The sequence below is a fragment of the Halorubrum sp. PV6 genome, assembly GCF_003990725.2.
In the GTDB taxonomy this organism is placed as follows: domain Archaea; phylum Halobacteriota; class Halobacteria; order Halobacteriales; family Haloferacaceae; genus Halorubrum.
This window is the reverse complement of record NZ_CP030064.1, coordinates 1861679-1882559: the sequence shown is the minus strand read 5'-3', so window position 1 is coordinate 1882559 and position 20881 is coordinate 1861679. Positions and strand designations below refer to the sequence as shown.

The window sequence follows — 20881 nt, the reverse complement described above, 5'->3', positions numbered from 1 at the left end:
GCGACTGACGGCGGTGGTGCCCGCGAATCGACCCGAAGCGCGGGTCTCGGACGCTTACGCGGCGATCGAGAACAGCAGTAGGTTGTGCGCCGCGGGGCCGATCCCCACGGCCGCCACGAAGCCGAGCAGGAGGTTCCCCTCGGCCGGCTCCTCGCGGATGTACGAGGTGAAGAGCCAGACGACGCCGCTCGCAACGACGAGTTTCACGAGGACGAACAGCCACCCGTCGCCGAGTATCGGGATCGCCGGCAGGCTGTCCAGTTCGAGGAGGAGCCGCGAGAGCGGCGTGCGCTCGCCGAAGCCCAGCTGGGTCGTCCCCACCGCGGTCGAGATGCCGTCGAGCGCGTGGGCGAACAGCGCGAGACCGCCGACCGCCCCTGTTATCCGCGTCTCGGGCCGCGAGCGCGTCAGGCCGACCCAGACGGCGCCGGCGACCGGGACCGTGAGCACGAGCGCGACCGCCGACCACCGAGTCCCCGCCGGCGAGAGGCCGAGACCGACCGCGATGGCGACGACGGGCGCGAGGAGGAGCAGGCCGCCGACCGCGAGGGCCGCCGAGACCCGATCCGGCTGAACGCGGTCGGCGACGAGCCACGCCGCCCCCGCCAGCGCCCCGACCGAGAGGTACACCGTCGGCGACCCCGCGAAGGGGGCGACGAGGGGCGGGAGCGCGTCGAGGACGTAGAGGACGTGGGCCGCCGAGCCGAGCGCCATCCACGGCGCGAGCGCGACCACGCGCCGGCCCGTGACCGCCGGTCGATCTCGGCGGAGCACGGCGACGATGCCGCTCGTCGCGAGGAGGACGACGAAGAGGTACGGGACGGGCGGGAGGGTCGTTCCCTCCGGAACGATGGGGAGACCGCCGACCATCAGACGGACAAGACGGGCTGGCTGGCGTACAGGAGGACGTACTCGGCCGCCTTCCCGAGCACCTCGCCGGGGGTGCCGGAGACGTCTTCGCGCGGGACGACGATGAAGTCGGACTCGAGCTCCTCCGCGGTGTCCAAGACGACGCTACCGGGGTGGACCGTCTTCACGTCCATGGAGAACCCGTACGCGATCGAGTTGCTGTGGGGGACGCCGGCGGCGTCCGCGCGCTGGGCCACCGAGTCGGTGAACGCCTCGGTCTCGTCGGCGATGTCGGCCTCGTCGACCACGCCGTGGTCGATGCCGCGGACCACGTCCTCGTCGAGGACGTACAGCGCGTGGACGCTCGCGTCGTACTCGGTGGCGACGGCGATCGCGTAGTCGACAGCCTCGTGCGACTCCTCGCTGCCGTCCACCGACACGAGGACGAGGTCGATGTCGAGATCGGTCATACGGCACTCGTCGGTGGGGGAGGGCAAAAAGCCCGCCCTCTGCGGTCGCCCTCGCCGCCGCCCCGCGCCCGAAGCGGTCCGGGCGCTCAGTACTCCGCGAGGTCGCGTTGCCCCGCCGCCCGGCGCTCCGACGGCGGGACGTTGGTCGCGACGATTTCGTCGACCTCGTCGCGGTTCGACGCGTCGCTGTTGATCGCGCGGGTCGCGCCCTCGGTCTCGACGCGGAAGCCCGCCTCCGCGTACGCCGCCTTCATCACGCCGCTGTTGCTCAGGATGACCCAAACGCCCGCCTCGTCGAGTTCGGCCGCGACGTCGAGCAGTCGCTGCTGGTCGTCTCGGTCGAACCCCGCGGCGCTGTACTCGTTGAAACTCGCCGTCGCGCTCATCGGCTCGTACGGCGGGTCGAAGTAGACCAGGTCGCCCGGATCGGCCGCGTCGAGGACGTAGTCGAAGTCGTCGTTGCGAATCGTCGCGTCCGCGAGCGCGTCGCTGGCTCGGCGGATCCGGTCGCGCTGGACCCAGTCGGGGTTCGCGTACCGGCCGATCGGGACGTTGAATCCGCCGTCGGCGTTCTCTCGGTAGAGCCCGTTGTAACAGGTGCGGTTGAGGTAGCCGAGCAGCGCCGCCTCTTCGAGCGGGTCGAACGTCCCCGCGTACGGCCGGCTGTTGAACCGCGCTCGCTGCTGGTAGTAGTAGTTCGTCACGTCGCGGCCGCGGGCGGTCTCCTCGGCGTACGGCAGAGACGGGTCGGGGTCGCTCTCGGGGTCGTCGAACGACTCCAGCCGGTCGATCAGCCGGTCGGGGCTGTCGCGAACCTGCTCGTAAAAGTTGACCAGCCGGGGATTCGCGTCGTTTATCCTCGCGTTCGCGGGCTCCAGATCGAAGAAGAGGGCGCCGCCGCCGACGAACGGCTCGTGATAGCAGCCGTACGAGGCCGGAAACCGGGCGTACAACGCGTCGAGGAGCTGGCGCTTGCCGCCGGCCCACTTCAGTATCGGCTCGGCCATGCGATGTCGAGAGTGACCCGCGGCGTCGTAAAAACGTCTCGGGCGAGGCGTCCCCCGCGGCGTCGTAAAAACGTCTCGGGCGAGGCGTCCCCCGCGGCGTCGTAAAAACGTCTCGGGCGAGGCGTCCCCCGCGGCGTCAGTCGTCGTCGGTGCTGCCGTCCGGGAACGGGAGGTCCTCGACGTGGTCGGCGACCTCGTCGAAGTTCGGGCCCGGCTCGATCGTTCCCGCGTCCCGGTCCCACTCGATGTACCCGGCCTCCTCTAAGGCGGGCAGGTGGACCTCGCGCAGGTCGTCGGCGACCTCCTCGGCGCTTCCCCGGACGCGAAGGTCCGCGGCCGTCTCGACCGTTCCCTCCGCGAGTCCGGCGAGGACCCGGTTGCGCTCCGCCGCGGCGCGCTCCGAACGCGCGGTCGAACTGTTTTCGGTCGTTACCATGGTCGATTCCTACTGTACCGTTCGTTTCGCGCGGAATAAATGTACGGGCCGGATCGCCGCCGAGCGGCGTCGCCAGCGCTGTGCCCGCGCTCCGGCCGCCGCCGACTCACCCGACCCGAAGCCCGCGGTGGAGGACGTACCCCGGAACGAGGAGGAACACGAGCGGCGCCCCCGCCACCGGATGCGCGAGCAGCGACCCCGCGGCGAGGATGAGGTACCCCTTCGCCGGCGGCGCCCACCCGTTCCGGGCGCGGACCGCGTCGAGTTCCGCGGCGAACGCGTAGAGGAACCCGCCGGCGACCGCGAGCCACAGCGCCCCGCCGACGACCGTCGCGGGCGCGGTGCCCGCGGCGTCGAGGACGACCGCCGGGAGTCGCTCTCGCTCCGCGGCGTACGCCGGGTCGACCATCGCGCGGGCGACGACCGCCACCGGCAGGTACAGCGCGGCGACGGCGACCATCGCCCAGAAGGGGCGGTTTCGCCGCCAACCGCTCGTCGGTGTCTCGGGCATTACCGAACGGACGCGCGCGAACGGGAGAAGCCCTCCGATTTGCTCCCCCTCGCCTCGCTTCCGGCCGCCGTCGGCTCGGTAGTTACTAGATTTCTTATAAGTGTACGAACGAGTAGCATGGTACGACTTACACCGCATGAACGACCGTTTCAGACGATATTGGTGGACGTTGCGTGTCAACTGTTCGCAAAACATATTCGCAATATGAAAGGTATTTACCGCTGGGGGACCGATCGTACAGTATGCACTCAACCAACGGTAGGCCGTCGTCCGTCGGTCGCTCGCCGGGCCCCAGCGTCGGGCCCGAAGGGAGCCTCCGCGGTTCGGTCGCGTTCCTCGCGCTGGTCGCGGTAGCGATCCTCGCGGTGTCGTACCCCCTCGCCTCGCTCGTCGCCCTCGCCGGCCTCGTCGCTCTCGGAATCCTGGCGCGCTCGCTCGCTCGCCACGTCAACCGCGAGGTCGTCGGGCACGTCACCCTCCCCGGACTGGGAACGGTCGAATATCGGTTCACCCGGTGAGCCGACACGCCGTTTCTCGCACCAACTCGTCCGAACGCACAGCCGTGCGCCGCCGTCTATCGGAGCCGGGCCGAGCGCGCTCTTTTTAAATCCCGTAGGCGACTCGCTCGCCGACGTCGAGGCCGTTCGCGAGCGCGGCGTGGAGCCGGGCTTCCCCGGCGACCCAGTCGCCGAGGAGGTACAGCCCCTCCCGTCTCGCCGAGTCGATCGGCCCCCGGTCGACGCCGCCCTCCGGCTGCGCGTACCGCCACCCCTGGTGGTCCGTCCACGCCGGGTCGGTCAGTCGCTCGTCGCCGACGATGTCGGCGGCGTGGCCTGCCAGCGCGGCGACGTTCTCGGCCGGGTCGGCGTCGTAGCGGTCGACCGACCACTCGTGGTTCGCCTGCACGACGAGGAGGCTCTCGCCGTCGGGGACGTGGCCGGGCTTGCACTCCTCGCGGGAGAGCCAGCCGACCGGGTGCGCTTTGTCCGTGTTGACCAGCCCGTAGTAGGGCACGTCGAGCGCGAACGGGTAGTGTAACACGGCGGTCCAGATCGTGCGGTACGGCACGTCGCCGACCGCGTCGACGAGCGCCTCGCGGACCGGCGACTCCCACTCCGCGCTCCGGAGCAGGTCGGCGGTCTGCGGCGCTGGGGGGTTTAAAAGCAGCGCGTCGAACGGCCCGTACGTCGCGCCGTCCGCGTCGTCGACCTCCCACCGATCGCCGGCCCGCCGGAGCGTCTCGATCCGAGTTCGCCGATGGACGGTCGCGTCGGTCTCGCCGAAGAGCCGCTTGGCGATCTGCGTGAGCCCCCGCCGGTAGCTCCACTTGTGCTCGTCGCCGTCGCGGCCGGGCGACACCGCGCCGTCGGCGTCGAACACGTGGATCGGCTGGCTGATATCGACGAGTCCCTCGTCGTCTACCGTCTCCGTGATCAGGTCGACGACGCGCTCGTCGTCGGACTTCAGGTAGTTCGCGCCGTAGTCGTAGGTGAGGTCGCCGTGACGCCGGGTGGCCGCGCGGCCGCAGAGCCCGCCGGACTTCTCGAAGACGGTCACGTCCGCGTCCGGAACCGCGCCGTCGACGGTGAACGCCGCGGCCGCCGCCCCCGCTCCCGCCCCGACGATGCCGATGTGAGTCACGACAGTACCCACGGGAGCCATCCACTTAATCGGTCGCTCGGCCGCGCCGCCGCCGGCGACGAGTGGGCAAGAACCACCCCGACGACGCGTTTTATTCCCGCGTGTCGTGACCGACCGAACACGCCTCGCCGGCCCGCCGGCCGCGACGGGTCGGCCCCGACACACATGACCCGCGACACCACTGGCCCCGCGAGCGGGGGAGACCGTGACTGACGACGCCAGCCCCTCGGCCGGCGACGGCGACACCGTCGACTACGCCGCCCGAGCCGCCGCCGTCCTCGGCTTCTCGCGCTGGTGGCAGGTCGTCGCCGCGGCCGGGATGATGGCCGCGGTGAGCCCGTACCAGTACGTCTGGTCGTCCATCTCGCCGGCGCTCTCGGAGCGCCTCGACATCGCGCTGCCGGCGCTGGGGGCCGTGTTCTCGTTTTACGTCGTCTTCCAGTCGCTCTCGCAGTTCCCCGCGGGCAAGTGGCGCGACAGCCGCGGGCCGGGCGCGCTCACCTTCCTCGCGGCGCTGCTCGCCGGCGGCGGGTATATCGGGCTCGCGTACGCGACGACCCTCTGGCAGCTGTACCTGCTGTACTCGCTCGGCGCGGTCGGCGTCGGCATCGTCTACACCGTCGCGGTCAACACCGCGGTCAAGTGGTTCCCGGACCGGACCGGCCTGACGACCGGCGTGGGGACGATGGCGTTCGCCGCCGGGAGCGCGCTGGTCGTCCCGTACGTCCGCGCGAACGCCTCCGTGGCGGCCTACAGCGACGTGCTGCGCAACATCGGGGTCGGCATCCTGGTCGTGACGCTCGTCGGCTCGCTGCTCCTCAAGGACCCGCCCGCGGACTGGTTAGACCGCCACGGCGACGACGCGGACGACGGGGACGACGAGGGGGTCGCCGCGTCGATCCGCGGCCGCAACTACTCCTCGCGGGAGATGCTCTCGACCTGGCAGTTCTGGCTGCTGTACGCGATGTTCGTCGCGATGGCCGGAGCCGACCTCCTCGTCATCGCGAACGTGGTCCGGTTCGCCGAGAACTTCGGGCTCGCGGGGCTGGTCGCGACGCTCTCGGCGACGCTTCTCCCCGTCGCTGCCGGCGTCTCGCGGCTGATCCTCGGCGAGGCGATAGACCGGTTCGACCGCAAGCGCGTGATGGCCGGGTCGTTCCTGCTCGCCGGGCTCTTCCGGATCGGACTCATCGGCGCCGGCCAGACGGGGAACGGCGCCGTCTTCGTCGCGTTCGTCCTCGGCGCGATGTTCTTCTCCTCGCCGCTCTTCGTCTACTTCCCGTCGCTGCTCACGGACTACTACGGCGCGGCCAACTCCTCCGGCAACTACGCCGTCCTCTACACCGCGAAGGTCGGCGGCGGCGTCTTCGCCGGCACGGTCGCCGGCTACCTCGTCGCGACGCTCGGCTGGACGCCCACCTTCGCGCTCGGCGGCGCGCTCGCGGTCGCCGCGGGGCTGGCCGTGTTCCTCCTCCGCCCGCCGAGCGGCTCCGGATTGGAGAGCCCGACGGCGGAGTGAGCATCGACCGCTCGTCGCCCGGCGGCCGTCGCGGGTGGTCGGGTCACTCCGCGTCGTCGGCCGCCGGCTTCCGGCCCACGACCGCGAAGAAGGGGTCGGCCTCGGGGCGCTCCGTGATCCGGTCTGTGACGACGAGCCCGCCGGCAGTCACATACCGCTCGACGAGGTCCGCCCGCTCGTCCATCGACGCGAGCCGCCACGCTCGGATCGCCTTCGTCGGGAACATCCGGTTCGAAAAGCTCACGACGACCGCGCCGCCGGGCGCGAGGACGCGGGCGAACTCCGCGAAGACGGGGCCGGGGTACTGTAGGTACTGGACCGACAGGGCACAGCAGACGGCGTCGAAGGCGCCGTCGGCGAACGGGAGCGTCTGCTCCGCGTTCAGGTCCCGCACGACGTGCTCGTCGAACCGGTCGTTCGCCGCGAGTTCGGCCTCGTTGAGCCCGTGGCCGACGACGCGCTCGAACGTCGTCGCCGGGAGGTGTGAGACCCAGCTGCTCATCGCGTCGAGGACGCGGTCGCCCGGCGCGAGCACGTCGTCGTACAGCGCCGTGAGCCGGTCGCAAAACCCGTCGTCGGCGTGGGTGACGAAGCGCGGCTCCTGATAAAACGTCTCGTCGGGGCGGTCGTCCTGTTTCAGCCGGTCGCGGTCGGAGAGCACGGTCGTCACGGCTACCGTCTATCGGGAGCGCGGCGCAAAGAGGTCGTCGCCGAGCGCCCGGCGAATCCTCGGTCCGGCCGCGCTCCGGACCGCTCAGGCGTTTCCGGCCATCGCGCGCTCGATTCGGCGTTTCACCTCGCTCAGTCGGTCGCCGACGGCGCCGACCGTCGCCAGCACGGGGTACGTCGGGGCGAGGTCCTGATAGAGGTAGGTCGGCAGATCGACGTCGTCGTCGAGCGCGAGGCCGCGCTCGTGGGACGCGAGCTCCCGCTGGCGGCGCGCGGCGATCCGGTCGCAGTCGTCGACCAGCACCTCGATGCGGGCGCGGTAGGCGTCGAGCGTCCCGAACCCGGACTCCGCGAACGCCTCGTCCTCGGTCGACGCGACCTCGCTCCGGATCGGGGCGAGCCGCGAGGCCGCCCGCTCGACCGACTCGATCTCCGACCGAACCGTCTCGACGAACCGCTCCCGCTCCTCGATCGCGGTCTCGGTCGCGTCGAGCAGCGACCGCTTACACTCCTCGTGGAACCGCGACCCGCGGGTGAGGGCGTACGCGAGTTCGGGGCTGAACTCCTCGGCGACGCTCCGCTCGTAGGTGTCGTCGTACTCGCGCTCGTAGTGGGGGACGGACATCACCGTCTCCTGATACGCGTCCCGCACGGCGACAAGCCCGGAGCCCGCGGGCGGTCCCGAGGCCGGCGAGGCGGCGCTTCCCGGCGCGGCGACGCCGAGCGGGCCACCGCCGCCCGTCGCCGGGCCCGCGCCGCCGTCGGTCCGAACCGGCTCCGCGGAGACGGACGCGACGCGACTGCGGAAGGCGCGGAACGCCTCGCGCTCGTCGCCGGCGCGCCGGCGCTCGACCCGGAGCGCCTCTCTCGCGTCGTCGAGCACCCCAGGACCTCCGTCCGTCGGCTCGGTCGTCGTTGCCATACCGCATCGATCGCCGATCGCACACGTAAACGCTTATAATAGCGATACGACCCCCACGAGACCGATATGTGCCGCTCAATAGGTCTCCGGAGACCGCCGCCCTCGGGACCGACCGCGACTAGACGACCCCCGAGCGAGCGACCCGAGAAGCGGGAGCCCGAGCGCGCCGGCGACGGTGAGGTAGACGACAGGGCGCATCTCCGGGAGGACCGCGGCCGCGGGGCCGAGCCCGACGGCGAACGTCGCCAGCGCCAGCGCGCCCGCGGCGAGGGCGTAGGCGACGCCGCGCCGGAGCGTCGGGGCCACCAACGCGGCCGCCGCGCCGGCCGCGATCAACCCGAGCCAGTGTACCGACGCGAGCGCGACGCCGAGCGCCAGCGCGACCGCGAGGGCGACGACTTGCGTCCGCGGGTCGGTCCGGACCCGGTCGCGCAGTTCGCCTGAGTCGCTCACGACGAGTCACCTCGGAACGCGACGGTCTCGTCCGCCTCCACCGCCTCGATATCGAGCGACATCGCCTTCTGGTCGTTCGCCAGCCACGCACGGAGCTGGTCGTCGTAGTGGTCGGAGAAGTAGTCGCCGGAGTTGCCGCCGGGTATCACCGCCGTGGCGTCGGTGCCGGGCCGGACGACCATCCGCCAACTCGACCCCACCGCGTCGTCCACGCGGTAGTTCATGACGGTCGCGGGCGAGCCGTCGGCCGGCAGTTCCTCGTAGTTTAAAAAGGGCGCCTCGCCGCCGAACGGGTGGGTTATCGCCCGCGTGGAGTTCCAGTCGCCGTACGTCTCCCAGCCCGCCTCGTCGATTTCGTCCAGCGCCTCCTCTAGCGCCGCGACCATGATCGCCGCCCGCGATCGGTCGTCGAAGAGCGGGTCGTCGTCGGGCAGCCTCGCGAGCACCCAGTCGTTCGGATAATAGGTCTCGTCGAGGTCGGCCGCGTCGAACGATTGGCCGAACACCCGATCCCGGTAGCGATCCAGCCACCGAGCGAACACGAGCGCGGCACGCGAGTCGGCCGCCATCCGATACTCCCACGCGTCGAGCGTCTCGGCCGCGTCGACCGCGCGCGCTGATGCGGACTCGCTCGACGCGCTCGCGTCATCTCCTCCGCCATCCGCTTCGGCCACCGCCGCGACCAGGTCGGGCACGAACTGGGCCGCCCGCCCGTCGCGCACGTCGCGCTGTAGCTCCCGGTTGAACGCCGGCGTTATCGGCTCGTCGCCGTCGACCGCCGCTTCGAGTCGGTCGGCGATCCGCGACCCGCGATAGGGGGTCGCGTACACGACGCCGACGTAGTGCCGCGGGTCGTCGATCACCCGCTGGTTCGCCGTCGAGAGCACGTCCGGATCGATCGCGTGGGGCTTCTCTTCGAAGGGGACGAACCCGTTCCACGAGGAGCGGCCGAACGGCTCGAACCCCGACCACTCCCCCTCGCCGGCGGAGCCGTCGAAGATCCGGTCGCCGGCCACGACCTCACCGTCGATCCGGCGGATCGGGAGCTTCCCGGTCGCGTAGTACATCGTGCGGCCGTCGGCGTCGGCGTACACGAGGTTCTGCGTCGGGAGGTCGAACTTCCGGGTGGCTTCGAGCGCGTCGTCGAACCCCTCGCTGCGCCCAAGTTCGTCGATGGCGACCGTGGTGCGGGTCGCGGTGTGGCCGGTCCACGCGACGCCGACCCGGCGCCCCTCGCGTTCGATCAGGGGACCGTGAATCGTCCGCTTTCGTTCGAGTTCGCGGTCCTCGCCGCCCGACACGGGGATCGTTTCTGTCTCGGTGTCGAACGCGCGCCACTCGCCGTCGTAGCGGTAGCGCTCGCCCGCCTCGTCGACCTCGTAGCGGTAGCAGTCGAGCACGTCGGCGCCGACGTTGGTGAACGACCACGTTCCGCGGTCGTTGGCGCCGGCGATGACGAAGGGGACGCCCGGAAACGTGGCCCCCCGAACCGACCGCTCGGGCGTCTCGACGTGTTGTTCGTACCACAGCGGCGGCGCCATCAGCGACAGGTGCGGGTCGTACGCGACGATGGGACTCCCGCTTTCGGTGTGCTCGCCCGCGACGACCCAGCTGTTCGACCCGACGCCGGTCGGCGACTCGAAGCCGGAGAGCCACGCAGTCAGGTCGGCGTCGACGGGCGGTGCTCCCGAAGTCGATGTCGGCGGCTCGTCGGCCGCGCTGCCGGCTTCTCGGCCGCCCAACCGCCGTTCGTCGCCGTCGAGGATCGGCGAGTCGTGGTCCAGCCGGCGCGGGAACAGGGCGGCGGCGCGGTCGGCACCGAGCCGGTCAGCGACGAGCGCGCGCCGGAGCTCGGAGAAGTCCCCGGTGAGCGTCCACGATATCTGTTTTTCCATGAGCATCGAGTCGACCGGGGTCCACGGCCGGGGCTCGTGGCCGACCAGGGTGAACTCGAGCGGGAGGGGTTCGGCGTCGATGGCGGCGTTGACCCCCTCGGCGTACGCTTCCACGAGGGGGCCGGCCGGCGTCTCGCGCACGAGCTCCCACGTCGCCTCCGCGGCCTCGGCGAATCCCATCGCGACGTGGAACTCGTCGCTCTCGACGGTCGCCTCGCCGACCGCCTCCGAGAGCCGCCCGCGCATGAGCCGCCGCTGGAGGTCCATCGAGAAGAGCCGGTCGTACGCCTGCAGGTACCCGACCGCGAAGTACGCGGCCGTCTCGTCGTCGGCCGAAACGTGCGGGACGCCGTACTCGTCGACCCGGACCGCGGCGTCGCCGTGCGGACTCGGCACGGTCTCCGGGCGCGGCCGGTCGGCCGCCGCCCACGCCTCGCCGGAGAGCGGCGCGAACGTGTCGAGCAGGTTGGCCGCGGAGGAAAGCGCGAGCCCGCCGGTTCCGCCGGCCAGCGCGGCGGCGAGAACCGCACGGCGCGTAGTGTCTCTTGTCACCGTCTCACACAGTCGTCGATACCTCATTATTATTTCGATGAGGGCGGGGGCAGACGGGAAACGCACATCCGTGCGCCGGCCGTGCGAACACCTAATGGAAGTCGCGTTGCTCACGGTCGGCGACGAACTGCTCGCGGGCGATACGGTGAACACGAACGCCAACTGGCTCGCCGCGGAACTGAGCGACCGGGGCGTCGCCGTGAAGCGGATCCTCTCGGTCCCGGACGACCGGTCAGTCATCGCGGAGCGCGTCCGCGCGTACGCCGACGCGTTCGACGCCGTCATCGTCACCGGCGGCATCGGCGGCACGCCCGACGACGTGACGATGGACGCGGTCGCCGACGCGTTCGACCGCGACCTCGCGGCGACCGACCTCACGCGCGAGGCGGTCACGGACCACTTGGCCGCGATCCGCGAGCGACTCCCCGACAGCGAGGTCGATGTCGACGTCGAGGCCGAGGCCGCGATCCCGGTCGGGAGCCGCCCGCTTTTAAACGACCCCGGCCTCGCGCCGGGGTGCGTCGTCGAGGGCGTCTACGTCATGCCCGGCATCCCCGAGGAGCTGAAGGCGATGTTCGAGTCGGTCGCCGACGAGTTCGCGGGCGACCGGCGGTCGCGGTTCCTCTACACGGTCGAACCGGAGTCGGACATCGTCCCCGCGCTGGAGACGGCGGGCGAGCGCTTCGACGTCGCCGTCGGCTGTTACCCCGACCGCGAGGCGGCACACAACCGGCTGAAGGTGACCGCGACCGACGACGACGCGCTCGACGCGGCCGCGGCGTGGCTGCTCGACCACGCGAACGCCAGCGAGACGCCGGTGCGACGGAACTGGGAATAAAAAAGCCGAGGCGGATCGCGGCCAATCGGCCGCCGGCGCGAGTTATCCGGTCGTCTGGTTCTGCGTCGGCTCGTCGCTCGACGATCCGGCGGTCGACTCGTCGCCCGACTGTCCGGAAGTCGGGGAATCACCCGTCGCTCCGGTCTCGGTCGCCGTCGTCCCGGTGCGCTCGCTCGTCACGAGGAAGTCGGCGAGGTTGCCGATCAGCGCGTCGTTATCGGCGCGCTGGGCGTTCTCGGGCGAGAGGAAGTCGCTGTCGCCGACGACCACCACGCCGTCGTTTCTGACGAGCAGGGGCGCGTCGGTCGCGGCGCGGGTCGTCGACAGCTCGCTGCCGTCGATCGGCCGCAGCACGTCGCTGCCGCCGACGGTCGTCCCGACTGGCGTCGCCGAGGGCAACACCGCGCGGTCGACCCCCTCGGTCAGCGCGGCGTCAGACTCGGGGGGCGTCGCGTAGACGCGCTGGTAGTTCAGGTCGTTCTCCGCGATGTTGTACACGTAGCCGGGCTCCGTCGTCACGCCGAGCGTCGCGTCCAGCCCGGTCGCTCCCGGCTGGTCGAACGCCGCGTCCGGCTCCGTGGCCAAGACGACGCGCCCGCCGTCGTCGACGAACGACGCTATCGCGTCGAGCTCCGCCTGGTCGTAGTCGGTCCGGAACGTCACGAACGCGTCGGCGTCGTCGAGCCGCTCGCCGAGCTGCGTCGTCTGCTCTGCGCCCGGTTCGCGGGGGCGAGGCTGCGCGTTCGGGTCCGGCACGTAGACGCCGACCTCGTGGCCGTTCTCGATCAGCGCGTTCGCCAGCGGCCGGATGTCGCGGTCGGCGACGCCCGAACTGCCGAAGCCGAGCAGCCCGAGCAGCCCCGTGGGCGCCGCGCCGCTCGGTTCGACGCCGGGGTCGACGAGGACTGTTCGCGAGGGGACCGTCGACTCCATCTCGACGTTCGCCTGCCCCGGCGTGTCGTTCGCGACCGCGTTGCCGTCGACGTAGTGGTCGTTCTGGATCTCGGGCGCGGGGGCGGCGCCGTCGGCGGTGACGTAGCCCGCGAGCGCCGCGCCGCCGGTCACGGTCGCCAGCGTCACCACGAAGGCGACCGCCAGGGTGCGGAGTTCGGTCACGCGCCGACACCTCCGGCGAGCCGCGCCGTGGCGTTCCCCGTCGCGTCGGCCCCGCCGTCGGCGGCGAGGTCGTCCTCGGAGAACCGCTCGACCGTCTCGACGTGCGGGACGGCGTCGAGGTGGACGTAGGTGAGGCCCATCGGTTTGACCTCACCGTAGCCGGGGTCGTTGGCGTGGACCGCGACGACCTGTGTGTCGGTGCGTAACAGGAACGGGAGGCCGGTGTCCGGCCCCGTCTCGCGGGTGTCGACCTGATACTCGCCGAGGTTCTCCGCGGTGGCCGCGGCGTGGATCGCCTCGGGCAGCGAGCCGATCTCGTCGGCGTAGCCGTTCTCGATCGCCTTGGTGCCGAGGTAGACGTCGGCCTTCGCGACCTCCTCGCGCGGGATCTGGAACTCCTCGCCGCGTTCGGCCATCATCGCGTCGATGAACGTGTCGGCGAGCGTCTGCTGGCGGGCCCAGCCCTGGATCTCGTTGCCGCCGGTCTTGTCGGGACCGCTCGGCCCCATCGTCGGCGCTCGCGTCTGCGGTGCGGGCGCGTTGAGGCCGATGCTCCCGACCGTCGAGGTCGGCAGGACGTATATCTCGTCTGCGGGGGCCATGGCGTAGTACCCGCCGGAGGCGCTGATCGACTGGACGCTCGCGATCACCGTCATCTCCTCGCTCGTTCGTTGAACCGCCTTGTACATCCGCTCGGAGGCGACGGGCGCGCCGCCCGGCGTGTCGAGTTTGAGGACCACCGCGCCGACCGAGTCGTTGGCGCGGATCTCCGAGAGTTCGCTCTCGACGTCGTCGGCGAGGGCCGTGTTGATGGGACCTTCGATTTCGACGACGGCGACGGTGTCTTCTGGGTCGTTGGTCGCCGCGTACACGCTGGGAGCGAGCACGGCGCCGACCACTGCCGCGGCCAACACGACGACAGCGAGTTGCTGCCGTGACGTGAGGGCCGTGGAGGGCTTGTCTAATGACATTACCGCGTGATATTTCCGACAACTACCGCATAAAATCTTTGGACAGTGCTCGCAGCAATCGAACGCGTCAGCGCGCCGGCGGGCGGCGCTTACTTATAAACTGCCGGACGCATCCGCCACCAGCCCCACCGGCGGCGGGCCCGTCGTTTCCGACGATGACAGCACAGACGACTCTCGACGCGGACCGGTCGTCGGCGCGAACCGACCCGCGGACCGCGACGACCACGGTGACGGGCGACCGCCGCCTCGCGTACGCCGAGTACGGGCCGTTCACGGGCGACCCGGTCGTGTTTCTACACGGGACGCCGGGTTCGCGGCGCCTCGCGGCGCTCTTCGACGCGCTCGCCCGCGACACCGACCACCGGATCGTCGCTCCCGACCGACCCGGATACGGCCTGTCGGCGCCGTGGCCCGACCGAACGATAGCGGACGGATCGCGGGTCGTCCGCGCCGTACTCGACCACGCCGGGGTCGACACCGCCCGGATCGTCGCCTTCTCCGGGGGTGCTCCGAGCGCGTTCGCGGCCGCGGCCGCGCTGCCGGACCGGACAGCGCGCGTGGACGTGGTCGCGGGCGTGACCCCGCCGGAGTACGCGGCCGAGCGTCCCGCCGTCCAGCGGGCGTTGAGCGCGCTCGGCTCGACGGCGCCGCCGGCGCTCGGCGCGCTGCTTCGCGCACAGCGGTGGGTCGCGACGCGACGCGGCCCCTCGTTCGTCGCGAGCCAGTACACCACGGGCGACCCGAGCGACGCGGTGTCCGACCGCGCGGCGGAACTCGTCCGGGAGGACTTCCTCGAAGCGCTCTCCCGACACCGCAGCGGCGCGGTGACCGAGTTCCGCCACGCCGCGGCCGACTGGGACGTGGATCTCGGGACGATAGACGCGCCGGTGCGGTTCTGGCACGGGGCCGACGACGCGAACGTCCCGATCGGCGGCGTTCGGCGCTTCGCGGCGGCGCTCCGGACGGCCCGACTCGAGGAGTTCGACGACGCGGACCACCTCCAGACGCTTTTGCGCGCCGTTCCCGCGATCCTCGGCGCGGGCGAGTCGCCGGCGTGACCGCGCGCCGGGGGCACACGGATTTACAAATCGACGACGCGAACGCCCTCGTCGAGGGCATGAAACGCGTCCAGTTCTCGGCGACGTACCCCGACCGACTCGTCCACCCGCTTCACCGGCGGGTCATCGCCCCCGGCCCGGTCACCCGCGCCGAACTGCTGACGTGGAGCCCGACGGCGGACGCGACGACGCTGTTCTGGTGTGACGCGGACGCGGCCGCGACGGAGTCCGTCGTCGGCGCCGTCGACTCGGTCGTCGCCAGCGAACTCGTCGAGGACGGCGACGGGACGTACGCCTTCCTCCGGCAGGACGAGTACGAGTTCGCGCCGGCGGTCTTGGACACGGTCGCGGCCGCTCGGGTGGTGTTTCTCCCCCCGGTCGTCTTCGGAGCGTCCGGGGACGTGCGGTTCGAGGCGGTCGGGGAATCGACGGCCCTCGGCGCGTTCCGCGAGGCCCTTGCCGACCTCGCCGACGTCACCATCGAGCGCGCCCACGAGTTCGAACGGACGGCGTCGCCCTCGCGGCTCACCGACCGTCAGCGGGCCGCGCTGGAGGCCGCGGTCGAGGCGGGGTACTACGCGGTGCCTCGCGGCGGGACGACCGCCGACGTGGCGGCGGCGCTCGACTGCTCGACGAGCACGGCGGGCGAACTGGTCCGCAAAGCCGAGGCCGCGGTGATCCGCGCGTTCGTCGAGCGGGCCGGGGGCGACGGGGGCTCCGGCCCGCTGCCACAGCGGTGATCGGCGGATCCCCCTCTCGCGCCGCGTGAGTTGCGGTCGCCGTCGGCCGTTTGACACCGAGACCCACGGTACCTATTTGCCCTCGCAAGCGAACACCACCGTATACGCGGCGTCCCCCGCTAATGAGCAAGCAACCCGCCGCCGACTCGGACGACACGGGCCCGTTAGCGACGTTTCGTCAGTTCTTCGCGTTGGAGCGAGACGTGCTCGCGGTCTCGTTGGCGATGTTCGCCTTCAGCCTCGGCTTCCAGATGACGAGCCGGTTCCTCCCGGAGTACCTGGTCGCGCTCGGCGCGTCCGGGTTCGTCGTCGGCCTCTTCGGCACCTTCGGGAACGTCATCTCCGCGCTGTACCCGTATCCCGGCGGGGCGGTGTCCGACCGTCTCGGCTCGCGCTACGCGCTGACGCTCTTCGGACTGCTCTCGACCGCCGGCTTCGCCGTCTGGGTCATCGCGCCGAGCCTCGGGGCCGTCACCGTCGCGGGCGTGACGCTCGATCCGTGGATCTGGGTCTTCGTCGGGTTGGCGCTCGCGCAGGCGTGGAAGTCGTTCGGCCTCGGCGCCACCTTCGCCGTGGTCAAGCAGGCGACCGATCCGTCGCGGTTGGCGGCCGGGTTCGCGAGCACCGAGACGTTCCGGCGTACCGCGTTCCTGATCGGCCCCGTCCTCGCCGCGTTTCTCATCGACCTCCACCCGTCGTTCACGGTGAGCTTTCGGTACGCGCTCGCGGCTGCGGTCGCCTTCGGCGTCGTCGGCACGCTCGCCCAACACGTCCTGTACGACGCGAGCGGCGACACGGTCGGCGGCGGGCGCTTCGCGGGCGTCTCACAGATCCGCTCCGACCTCCACGAGATGCCGGACCCGCTGAAACCCCTGCTCATCGGCGACACCCTCGTCCGGTTCGCGAACGGGATGGTGTACGTCTTCTTCGTGCTCGTCGTCACGCAGGTGTTCGCGGCCGGCGTGGAGACGACGATAGGGGTCGGTCCGGTCTCGTACGCGGTGGACCTCTCGCCGCAGGCGTTCTTCGGCTACCTGCTCGGGGTCGAGATGACGGTCGCGCTGCTCACGATGGCGCCGGCCGCGAAGCTGGCCGAGCGGGTCGGGCTCAAGCCGGTCGTCGCGCTCGGCTTCTTCGTGTACGGCGCGTTTCCCGTCGCTCTCGTCTACGGCCCCGAACTCCTCGCTCCGGTCGTCCCCGTCCAGTGGACGCTGGGACTCGTCTTCGCGTTCTCGGGGCTCCGGTTCGCCGGCCTCCCCTCGCATAAGGCGCTCATCGTCGGGCCCGCGGCACAGGGGGCCGGCGGGCGGGTCACCGGGACGTACTACCTGTTGCGGAACACGCTCGTGATCCCGAGCGCCGCGGTCGGCGGCTCGCTCTGGGCGTTCGTCAGTCCGGGGGTCGCGTTCGCCGTCGCCGCGGCCATCGGCCTCGTCGGGACGGGGTACTTCTTGGTCTTCGGCGAGGAGTTCGAGGCGTACGCCTGAGGCCGACGCGGGCGGACCGGACGCTTGAGGCCGACGCGGGCGACTTGACGCCTGAGGCCGACGCGGGCGGACCGGAGCCACCGGACCGGAGAGCGAACCGCCACCGGATTTATATTTGCGAGGAACGACCGACTGGTAGTTGGTGGCTCAGATGGACGCGGAACCTGACTCGATCGCCGTTCTCCACGTCGACGACGAGCCCGACTTCGCGGAGGTGGCCGCCGCGTTCTTAGAGCGCGAGGACGCGCGGTTCGACGTGACGACCGCGACGAGCGGGACCGAGGGGCTCGACCGCCTCGACGCCGCGGAGTTCCACTGCGTGGTCTCAGACTACGACATGCCCGGCCACGACGGGATCGAGTTTCTCGAAGCCGTCCGCGAGACGCACCCCGACCTCCCCTTCATCCTCTACACGGGCAAGGGCAGCGAGGAGGTCGCGAGCGACGCCATCTCGGCCGGCGTCACGGACTACATTCAAAAGAAGCGGAACACCGACCAGTACGCGTTGCTCGCGAACCGCATTCAGAACGCCGTCGACGCGAACCGGTCGCGCCACATCGCGCAGGAACGGACGCGACGGCTGGAGACGCTCATCAGTAACCTCCCTGGGATGGTGTACCGCTGTCTGAACGAACCCGAGTGGCCGATGGAGACCGTCAGCGGCGACGTCGAGGAGCTCACCGGTTACAGCGCCGACGCGATCGAAAGCGACGACCTGCTGTGGGGCGAGGACATCCTCCATCCGAGCGACCGAGAGGCGATGTGGACGACCGTACAGGAGGGGCTCTCCGCGGACGGCACCTTCGAGGTGAGCTATCGAATCGTCACCAAAGCGGGCGCGAGGAAGTGGATGTGGGAGCGGGGACGCGGGGTGTACGCGGACGACGGCCAGTTGGACGCCCTAGAGGGGTTCATCACCGATATCACCGCACAGAAGGAGCGAGAACGCGAACTCCAACGAACGAAGAGCCGCCTCGAGGCGCTGTACGAAGACTCCCCCGACATGATCAACGTCCACGACAGCGACGGCGCGATCCTCGACGCCAACGCGCAGCTGTGCGAGAAACTGGGCTATGCGGAGTCGGAACTCGTCGGCATGAACGTCTGGGACATCGACAAGACGATCAGCCCCGACGAGGCGCACACGCTCTGGACGGACATGGCGGTCGGAGAGCGTCGGGAGATCGGAGGCACCTACCAGTGCCGCGATGGGACGACGTTCCCCGCGAAGATCCACATCCGTCGGCTCGACAGCGGCGAAGGCGACCGATTCGTCGTGATCAGCCGGGACATCTCGGCGCAGCACGAGCGGGAGCGGAGCCTCCAGGCGGAGCGCGACCGACTCGACGAGTTCGCCAGCGTCGTCTCACACGACATCCGCAACCCGCTGAACATCGCCGAGGGACGGCTGCGACTCCTTCGCGAGGAGTGCGACAGCGACCACCTCGACCCGATGGACCGCGCGCTCACGCGGATGGACGAGCTCATCGAGAACCTCCTGACGCTGGCCCGCGGCGGCGACTACGTGAGCGAGACGGAACCAGTCGACCTCGCGGAGATCGCCGCGGCCAGTTGGCGGAACGTCGATACCGCCGAGGCGGCGATCCGAGCGCCCGTCGACCGGACGGTCCGCGCCGACCGAAGCCGGCTCACGCAGCTGCTGGAGAACCTGTTCCGGAACGCGGTCGAACACGGCGGCGACGACGTCACCGTCACCGTCGATGACTTCGCGGACGGGTTCTACGTCGAAGACGACGGGCCGGGGCTGCCGGCGGACGCGTGCGACGACGTGTTCGGCGGCGACGTGTCACCCGCCGGGGACGACACCGGCCTCGGGCTGCGTATCGTCGCCCAGATCGCTTCGGCTCACGGCTGGGACGTTCGCGCGACGGAGGGCACCGACGGCGGCGCGCGGTTCGAGATTACCCTCGCCGACGAGTCCGGCGAGTAGCGGGTCCGCGTCGTAAGAGAGTGTGCGAAGTGTGGTGGCCGAGCGAAAACAGTTCTCGACCGTCGAAGGCGGGTCGAAGCGGCGTTACGACGCCGACGGCGACATCTCGATGTTGAGGCTCTTCTGGATGAGCTGGGTGAACGCCATCGAGCACAGGAAGTACCAGACGATCCACATCTGCATCGGACCGACGATTCCCGTGTCCCACGTGACGCTCCCGGCGAGGGGTACCACCAGATTCTCGGCGGCGATGCCGGGGTACGTCGCCTCGGAACCGCGGTAGCCGACGACCCAGAACATCCACAGGAACGCCGGGATGGTCAGGAACATGATCCACACCATCGGGCGGAACTGCTCTTTAAACATGCCGAGCTGGTCGCCCATCGCGTCCATCTGCTCTTCTTGGATGGCGTCGAGTTCGGCCTGATCGTCGCGCTCTTTGGCGTCTTTCCGACGCTCCTGGATGTCTTTCATCCGCTCTTGGTAGGCGCCCATCTTCTCCATGTCCATGAGCCCCGCGCGCAACAGCGTGGAGTACAGGCCGGTCGCGAGCGCGATGACCATGATCACGGCGTAGAAGGGAACGGTGGTGAGAAGCGGCCCCAGAACCAAGTCGAAGGCGCCGGCGATGGCGTTCCGAACCGGATTGACCGCGTACCCGACGAACGCGCCGAGCGTCGCGACGCCGGCGAGTTTGTCCCACTTGGTCCACGTGGTCGTCTCCGGGGTCTCGATGTCGCTGCCGCCCCCGTCGCCGTCGTCGTCTGTCAGCCCCGCCTCGATCCCGTCTCGGTCCGCGAGCGCGAAGCCGACCTCGCCGTCGATGAGGACCTCCTTCTCGATGAGTCGGCCCCACTGACCGCTCGTGATCTTGTCGCGGACGTCGACCCACTGGACCTCCCCGTCAGTGGCGTTGTCGAGAACGACCTCGACCGCGTCTCGCATCTCGCTGTCGTTCCGGACCAGCGAGCGGACTCGTTTTTCGACCTTGCTCATTACCGTGCGGTTGTCGGCCGACAGTTAAGAACCTTGCAGGATCGACGGCGACTCGCGAGCTGGAGGCTCGGTGTCAGTACCGAAACGGCGGCAATCGCCGGTCCGCAACGCGGGTCGTCGCGGCCTACCCGTCTAGGTCGTCGCGGCTCACTCGTCTAAGACGTCGCCGATACGCGCGAAGACGTCGTCCGGCGTCGCCTCGCCGTCGACCTCGACGAGGTCGCCCTCGTCGCGGAAGTGTTCGATCACGGGCTCGGTGTTTTCGTAGAACACTTGGAGGCGCTCGCGCGCCGTCTCCTCGGTGTCGTCCTCGCGCTGGATCAGTTCGCCGCCGCACTCGTCGCAGACGCCCGCTTCCGCGGGCGGCTGGAAGTCGACGTGGTAGTTCGCGCCGCACTCGTCGCAGACGCGGCGGCCGGTGAGTCGGTCGACGAGCACCTCGTCGTCGACATCGAGGAACACCACGGCGTCGAGGTCGGTGATCTCGGAGAGGAACTCCGCCTGTTCGAGGTTGCGCGGATACCCGTCGAGCACGAACCCGTCGGCGTCCGCGAGGGCGGCCTCGACGATCTCGTTGACGACCGGGTCCGGAACGAGGTCGCCCGCCTCCATGAACGACCGCGGCGTCCCGTACTCCGTCTCCATATCCTTGTTCGCGCGGAGCGCGTCGCCCGTCGTCACGTGCTCGACGCCGTACTCGTCGGCGAGTCGCTTGCTCTGTGTCCCCTTTCCGGCTCCCGGCGCTCCCAGCAGTAGAATCCGATGGCTCATAACCGAGCGCTCGCCCGCCGCACGTAAAG

At 70.4% G+C, this 20881-nt stretch carries 21 protein-coding genes; 7 read left to right on the top strand and 14 right to left on the bottom strand.

Annotated features, from left to right (window positions below; translation table 11 throughout):
* Window positions 1-54 precede the first annotated feature (54 nt).
* The 5 genes from DOS48_RS23305 to DOS48_RS23285 form a co-directional block, all read right to left on the bottom strand.
* Window positions 55-870, bottom strand: a complete 816-nt coding sequence (locus DOS48_RS23305; RefSeq protein WP_127118000.1) for a DUF63 family protein — start codon at window positions 868-870, stop codon at window positions 55-57.
* Window positions 870-1319 carry a universal stress protein gene (locus DOS48_RS23300; RefSeq protein ID WP_127117999.1) on the bottom strand — a complete coding sequence of 150 codons (450 nt, stop codon included), beginning with the start codon at window positions 1317-1319 and terminating at the stop codon, window positions 870-872. Before DOS48_RS23300 ends, DOS48_RS23305 begins: the two co-directional genes overlap by 1 nt.
* Window positions 1320-1405: 86 nt before the next feature.
* The gene (locus tag DOS48_RS23295; RefSeq protein ID WP_127117998.1) at window positions 1406-2326 is read right to left on the bottom strand and encodes a DNA adenine methylase; all 921 of its coding nucleotides are present in this window, start codon (window positions 2324-2326) and stop codon (window positions 1406-1408) included.
* Between the two features lie 136 nt (window positions 2327-2462).
* The gene (locus DOS48_RS23290; RefSeq protein ID WP_127117997.1) at window positions 2463-2762 is read right to left on the bottom strand and encodes a hypothetical protein; all 300 of its coding nucleotides are present in this window, start codon (window positions 2760-2762) and stop codon (window positions 2463-2465) included.
* Between the two features lie 106 nt (window positions 2763-2868).
* Window positions 2869-3273, bottom strand: a complete 405-nt coding sequence (locus DOS48_RS23285; protein WP_127117996.1) for an abortive infection protein — start codon at window positions 3271-3273, stop codon at window positions 2869-2871.
* Between the two features lie 242 nt (window positions 3274-3515).
* On the opposite strand from DOS48_RS23285, the gene DOS48_RS23280 reads away from it, so the two are divergent.
* Window positions 3516-3791, top strand: coding sequence for a hypothetical protein (locus tag DOS48_RS23280; RefSeq protein ID WP_127117995.1), 276 nt, complete (start codon window positions 3516-3518; stop codon window positions 3789-3791).
* Window positions 3792-3876: 85 nt separating this feature from the next.
* Here DOS48_RS23280 and DOS48_RS23275 read toward each other — a convergent pair whose 3' ends face one another.
* Entirely contained in the window at window positions 3877-4914 is a 1038-nt protein-coding gene (locus DOS48_RS23275; RefSeq protein ID WP_127117994.1) for an NAD(P)/FAD-dependent oxidoreductase, read from the bottom strand.
* A gap of 205 nt (window positions 4915-5119) precedes the next feature.
* On the opposite strand from DOS48_RS23275, the gene DOS48_RS23270 reads away from it, so the two are divergent.
* The gene (locus tag DOS48_RS23270) at window positions 5120-6433 is read left to right on the top strand and encodes an MFS transporter (RefSeq protein WP_127117993.1); all 1314 of its coding nucleotides are present in this window, start codon (window positions 5120-5122) and stop codon (window positions 6431-6433) included.
* A 43-nt stretch (window positions 6434-6476) separates the two neighbouring features.
* Here the strand turns inward: DOS48_RS23270 and DOS48_RS23265 are convergent, their stop codons facing one another.
* From DOS48_RS23265 to DOS48_RS23250, 4 genes are all read right to left on the bottom strand, one after another.
* The gene (locus tag DOS48_RS23265) at window positions 6477-7103 is read right to left on the bottom strand and encodes a class I SAM-dependent methyltransferase (protein ID WP_127117992.1); all 627 of its coding nucleotides are present in this window, start codon (window positions 7101-7103) and stop codon (window positions 6477-6479) included.
* A gap of 84 nt (window positions 7104-7187) precedes the next feature.
* Window positions 7188-8024: a hypothetical protein gene (locus DOS48_RS23260; RefSeq protein WP_127117991.1), complete on the bottom strand. Its 837-nt coding sequence runs from the start codon at window positions 8022-8024 to the stop codon at window positions 7188-7190.
* Window positions 8025-8099: 75 nt separating this feature from the next.
* Complete coding sequence (locus DOS48_RS23255; RefSeq protein WP_127117990.1) at window positions 8100-8477, bottom strand: hypothetical protein; 378 nt, start codon at window positions 8475-8477, stop codon at window positions 8100-8102.
* A complete protein-coding gene (locus DOS48_RS23250; protein ID WP_127117989.1) occupies window positions 8474-10924 on the bottom strand; it encodes a penicillin acylase family protein in 2451 nt (816 codons plus the stop codon). Before DOS48_RS23250 ends, DOS48_RS23255 begins: the two co-directional genes overlap by 4 nt.
* 94 nt (window positions 10925-11018) lie before the next feature.
* On the opposite strand from DOS48_RS23250, the gene DOS48_RS23245 reads away from it, so the two are divergent.
* Window positions 11019-11762, top strand: coding sequence for a molybdopterin-binding protein (locus DOS48_RS23245; protein ID WP_127117988.1), 744 nt, complete (start codon window positions 11019-11021; stop codon window positions 11760-11762).
* A 42-nt stretch (window positions 11763-11804) separates the two neighbouring features.
* Here DOS48_RS23245 and DOS48_RS23240 read toward each other — a convergent pair whose 3' ends face one another.
* Together DOS48_RS23240 and DOS48_RS23235 are read right to left on the bottom strand one after the other, a co-directional pair.
* Window positions 11805-12878: a DUF4350 domain-containing protein gene (locus DOS48_RS23240; protein WP_244629328.1), complete on the bottom strand. Its 1074-nt coding sequence runs from the start codon at window positions 12876-12878 to the stop codon at window positions 11805-11807.
* Window positions 12875-13849, bottom strand: coding sequence for a S49 family peptidase (locus DOS48_RS23235; RefSeq protein WP_127117987.1), 975 nt, complete (start codon window positions 13847-13849; stop codon window positions 12875-12877). Before DOS48_RS23235 ends, DOS48_RS23240 begins: the two co-directional genes overlap by 4 nt.
* Window positions 13850-14004: 155 nt before the next feature.
* On the opposite strand from DOS48_RS23235, the gene DOS48_RS23230 reads away from it, so the two are divergent.
* From DOS48_RS23230 to DOS48_RS23215, 4 genes are all read left to right on the top strand, one after another.
* A complete protein-coding gene (locus DOS48_RS23230; protein ID WP_127117986.1) occupies window positions 14005-14907 on the top strand; it encodes an alpha/beta fold hydrolase in 903 nt (300 codons plus the stop codon).
* A 59-nt stretch (window positions 14908-14966) separates the two neighbouring features.
* Window positions 14967-15647 carry a helix-turn-helix domain-containing protein gene (locus DOS48_RS23225; protein ID WP_127118884.1) on the top strand — a complete coding sequence of 227 codons (681 nt, stop codon included), beginning with the start codon at window positions 14967-14969 and terminating at the stop codon, window positions 15645-15647.
* Window positions 15648-15769: 122 nt separating this feature from the next.
* The gene (locus DOS48_RS23220; protein WP_127117985.1) at window positions 15770-17134 is read left to right on the top strand and encodes an MFS transporter; all 1365 of its coding nucleotides are present in this window, start codon (window positions 15770-15772) and stop codon (window positions 17132-17134) included.
* A 151-nt stretch (window positions 17135-17285) separates the two neighbouring features.
* The gene (locus DOS48_RS23215; protein WP_127117984.1) at window positions 17286-19085 is read left to right on the top strand and encodes a PAS domain S-box protein; all 1800 of its coding nucleotides are present in this window, start codon (window positions 17286-17288) and stop codon (window positions 19083-19085) included.
* A gap of 84 nt (window positions 19086-19169) precedes the next feature.
* Here the strand turns inward: DOS48_RS23215 and DOS48_RS23210 are convergent, their stop codons facing one another.
* Window positions 19170-20081, bottom strand: a complete 912-nt coding sequence (locus DOS48_RS23210) for a DUF106 domain-containing protein (protein ID WP_127117983.1) — start codon at window positions 20079-20081, stop codon at window positions 19170-19172.
* A 147-nt stretch (window positions 20082-20228) separates the two neighbouring features.
* Window positions 20229-20852, bottom strand: coding sequence for an adenylate kinase (locus tag DOS48_RS23205; protein WP_127117982.1), 624 nt, complete (start codon window positions 20850-20852; stop codon window positions 20229-20231).
* Window positions 20853-20881 lie beyond the last annotated feature (29 nt).

Excerpts from the sequence above, each read along its gene's own strand:
- DOS48_RS23285 (WP_127117996.1), bottom strand. The coding sequence starts at position 3,273 with ATGCCCGAGACACCGACGAGCGGTTGGCGGCGAAACCGCCCCTTCTGG.
- DOS48_RS23260 (WP_127117991.1), bottom strand. The coding sequence starts at position 8,024 with ATGGCAACGACGACCGAGCCGACGGACGGAGGTCCTGGGGTGCTCGAC.
- DOS48_RS23305 (WP_127118000.1), bottom strand. The coding sequence starts at position 870 with ATGGTCGGCGGTCTCCCCATCGTTCCGGAGGGAACGACCCTCCCGCCC.
- DOS48_RS23235 (WP_127117987.1), bottom strand. The coding sequence starts at position 13,849 with ATGTCATTAGACAAGCCCTCCACGGCCCTCACGTCACGGCAGCAACTC.
- DOS48_RS23280 (WP_127117995.1), top strand. The coding sequence starts at position 3,516 with ATGCACTCAACCAACGGTAGGCCGTCGTCCGTCGGTCGCTCGCCGGGC.
- DOS48_RS23215 (WP_127117984.1), top strand. The coding sequence starts at position 17,286 with ATGGACGCGGAACCTGACTCGATCGCCGTTCTCCACGTCGACGACGAG.
- DOS48_RS23290 (WP_127117997.1), bottom strand. The coding sequence starts at position 2,762 with ATGGTAACGACCGAAAACAGTTCGACCGCGCGTTCGGAGCGCGCCGCG.
- DOS48_RS23245 (WP_127117988.1), top strand. The coding sequence starts at position 11,019 with ATGGAAGTCGCGTTGCTCACGGTCGGCGACGAACTGCTCGCGGGCGAT.
- DOS48_RS23295 (WP_127117998.1), bottom strand. The coding sequence starts at position 2,326 with ATGGCCGAGCCGATACTGAAGTGGGCCGGCGGCAAGCGCCAGCTCCTC.
- DOS48_RS23225 (WP_127118884.1), top strand. The coding sequence starts at position 14,967 with ATGAAACGCGTCCAGTTCTCGGCGACGTACCCCGACCGACTCGTCCAC.
- DOS48_RS23205 (WP_127117982.1), bottom strand. The coding sequence starts at position 20,852 with ATGAGCCATCGGATTCTACTGCTGGGAGCGCCGGGAGCCGGAAAGGGG.
- DOS48_RS23220 (WP_127117985.1), top strand. The coding sequence starts at position 15,770 with ATGAGCAAGCAACCCGCCGCCGACTCGGACGACACGGGCCCGTTAGCG.
- DOS48_RS23210 (WP_127117983.1), bottom strand. The coding sequence starts at position 20,081 with ATGAGCAAGGTCGAAAAACGAGTCCGCTCGCTGGTCCGGAACGACAGC.
- DOS48_RS23300 (WP_127117999.1), bottom strand. The coding sequence starts at position 1,319 with ATGACCGATCTCGACATCGACCTCGTCCTCGTGTCGGTGGACGGCAGC.
- DOS48_RS23230 (WP_127117986.1), top strand. The coding sequence starts at position 14,005 with ATGACAGCACAGACGACTCTCGACGCGGACCGGTCGTCGGCGCGAACC.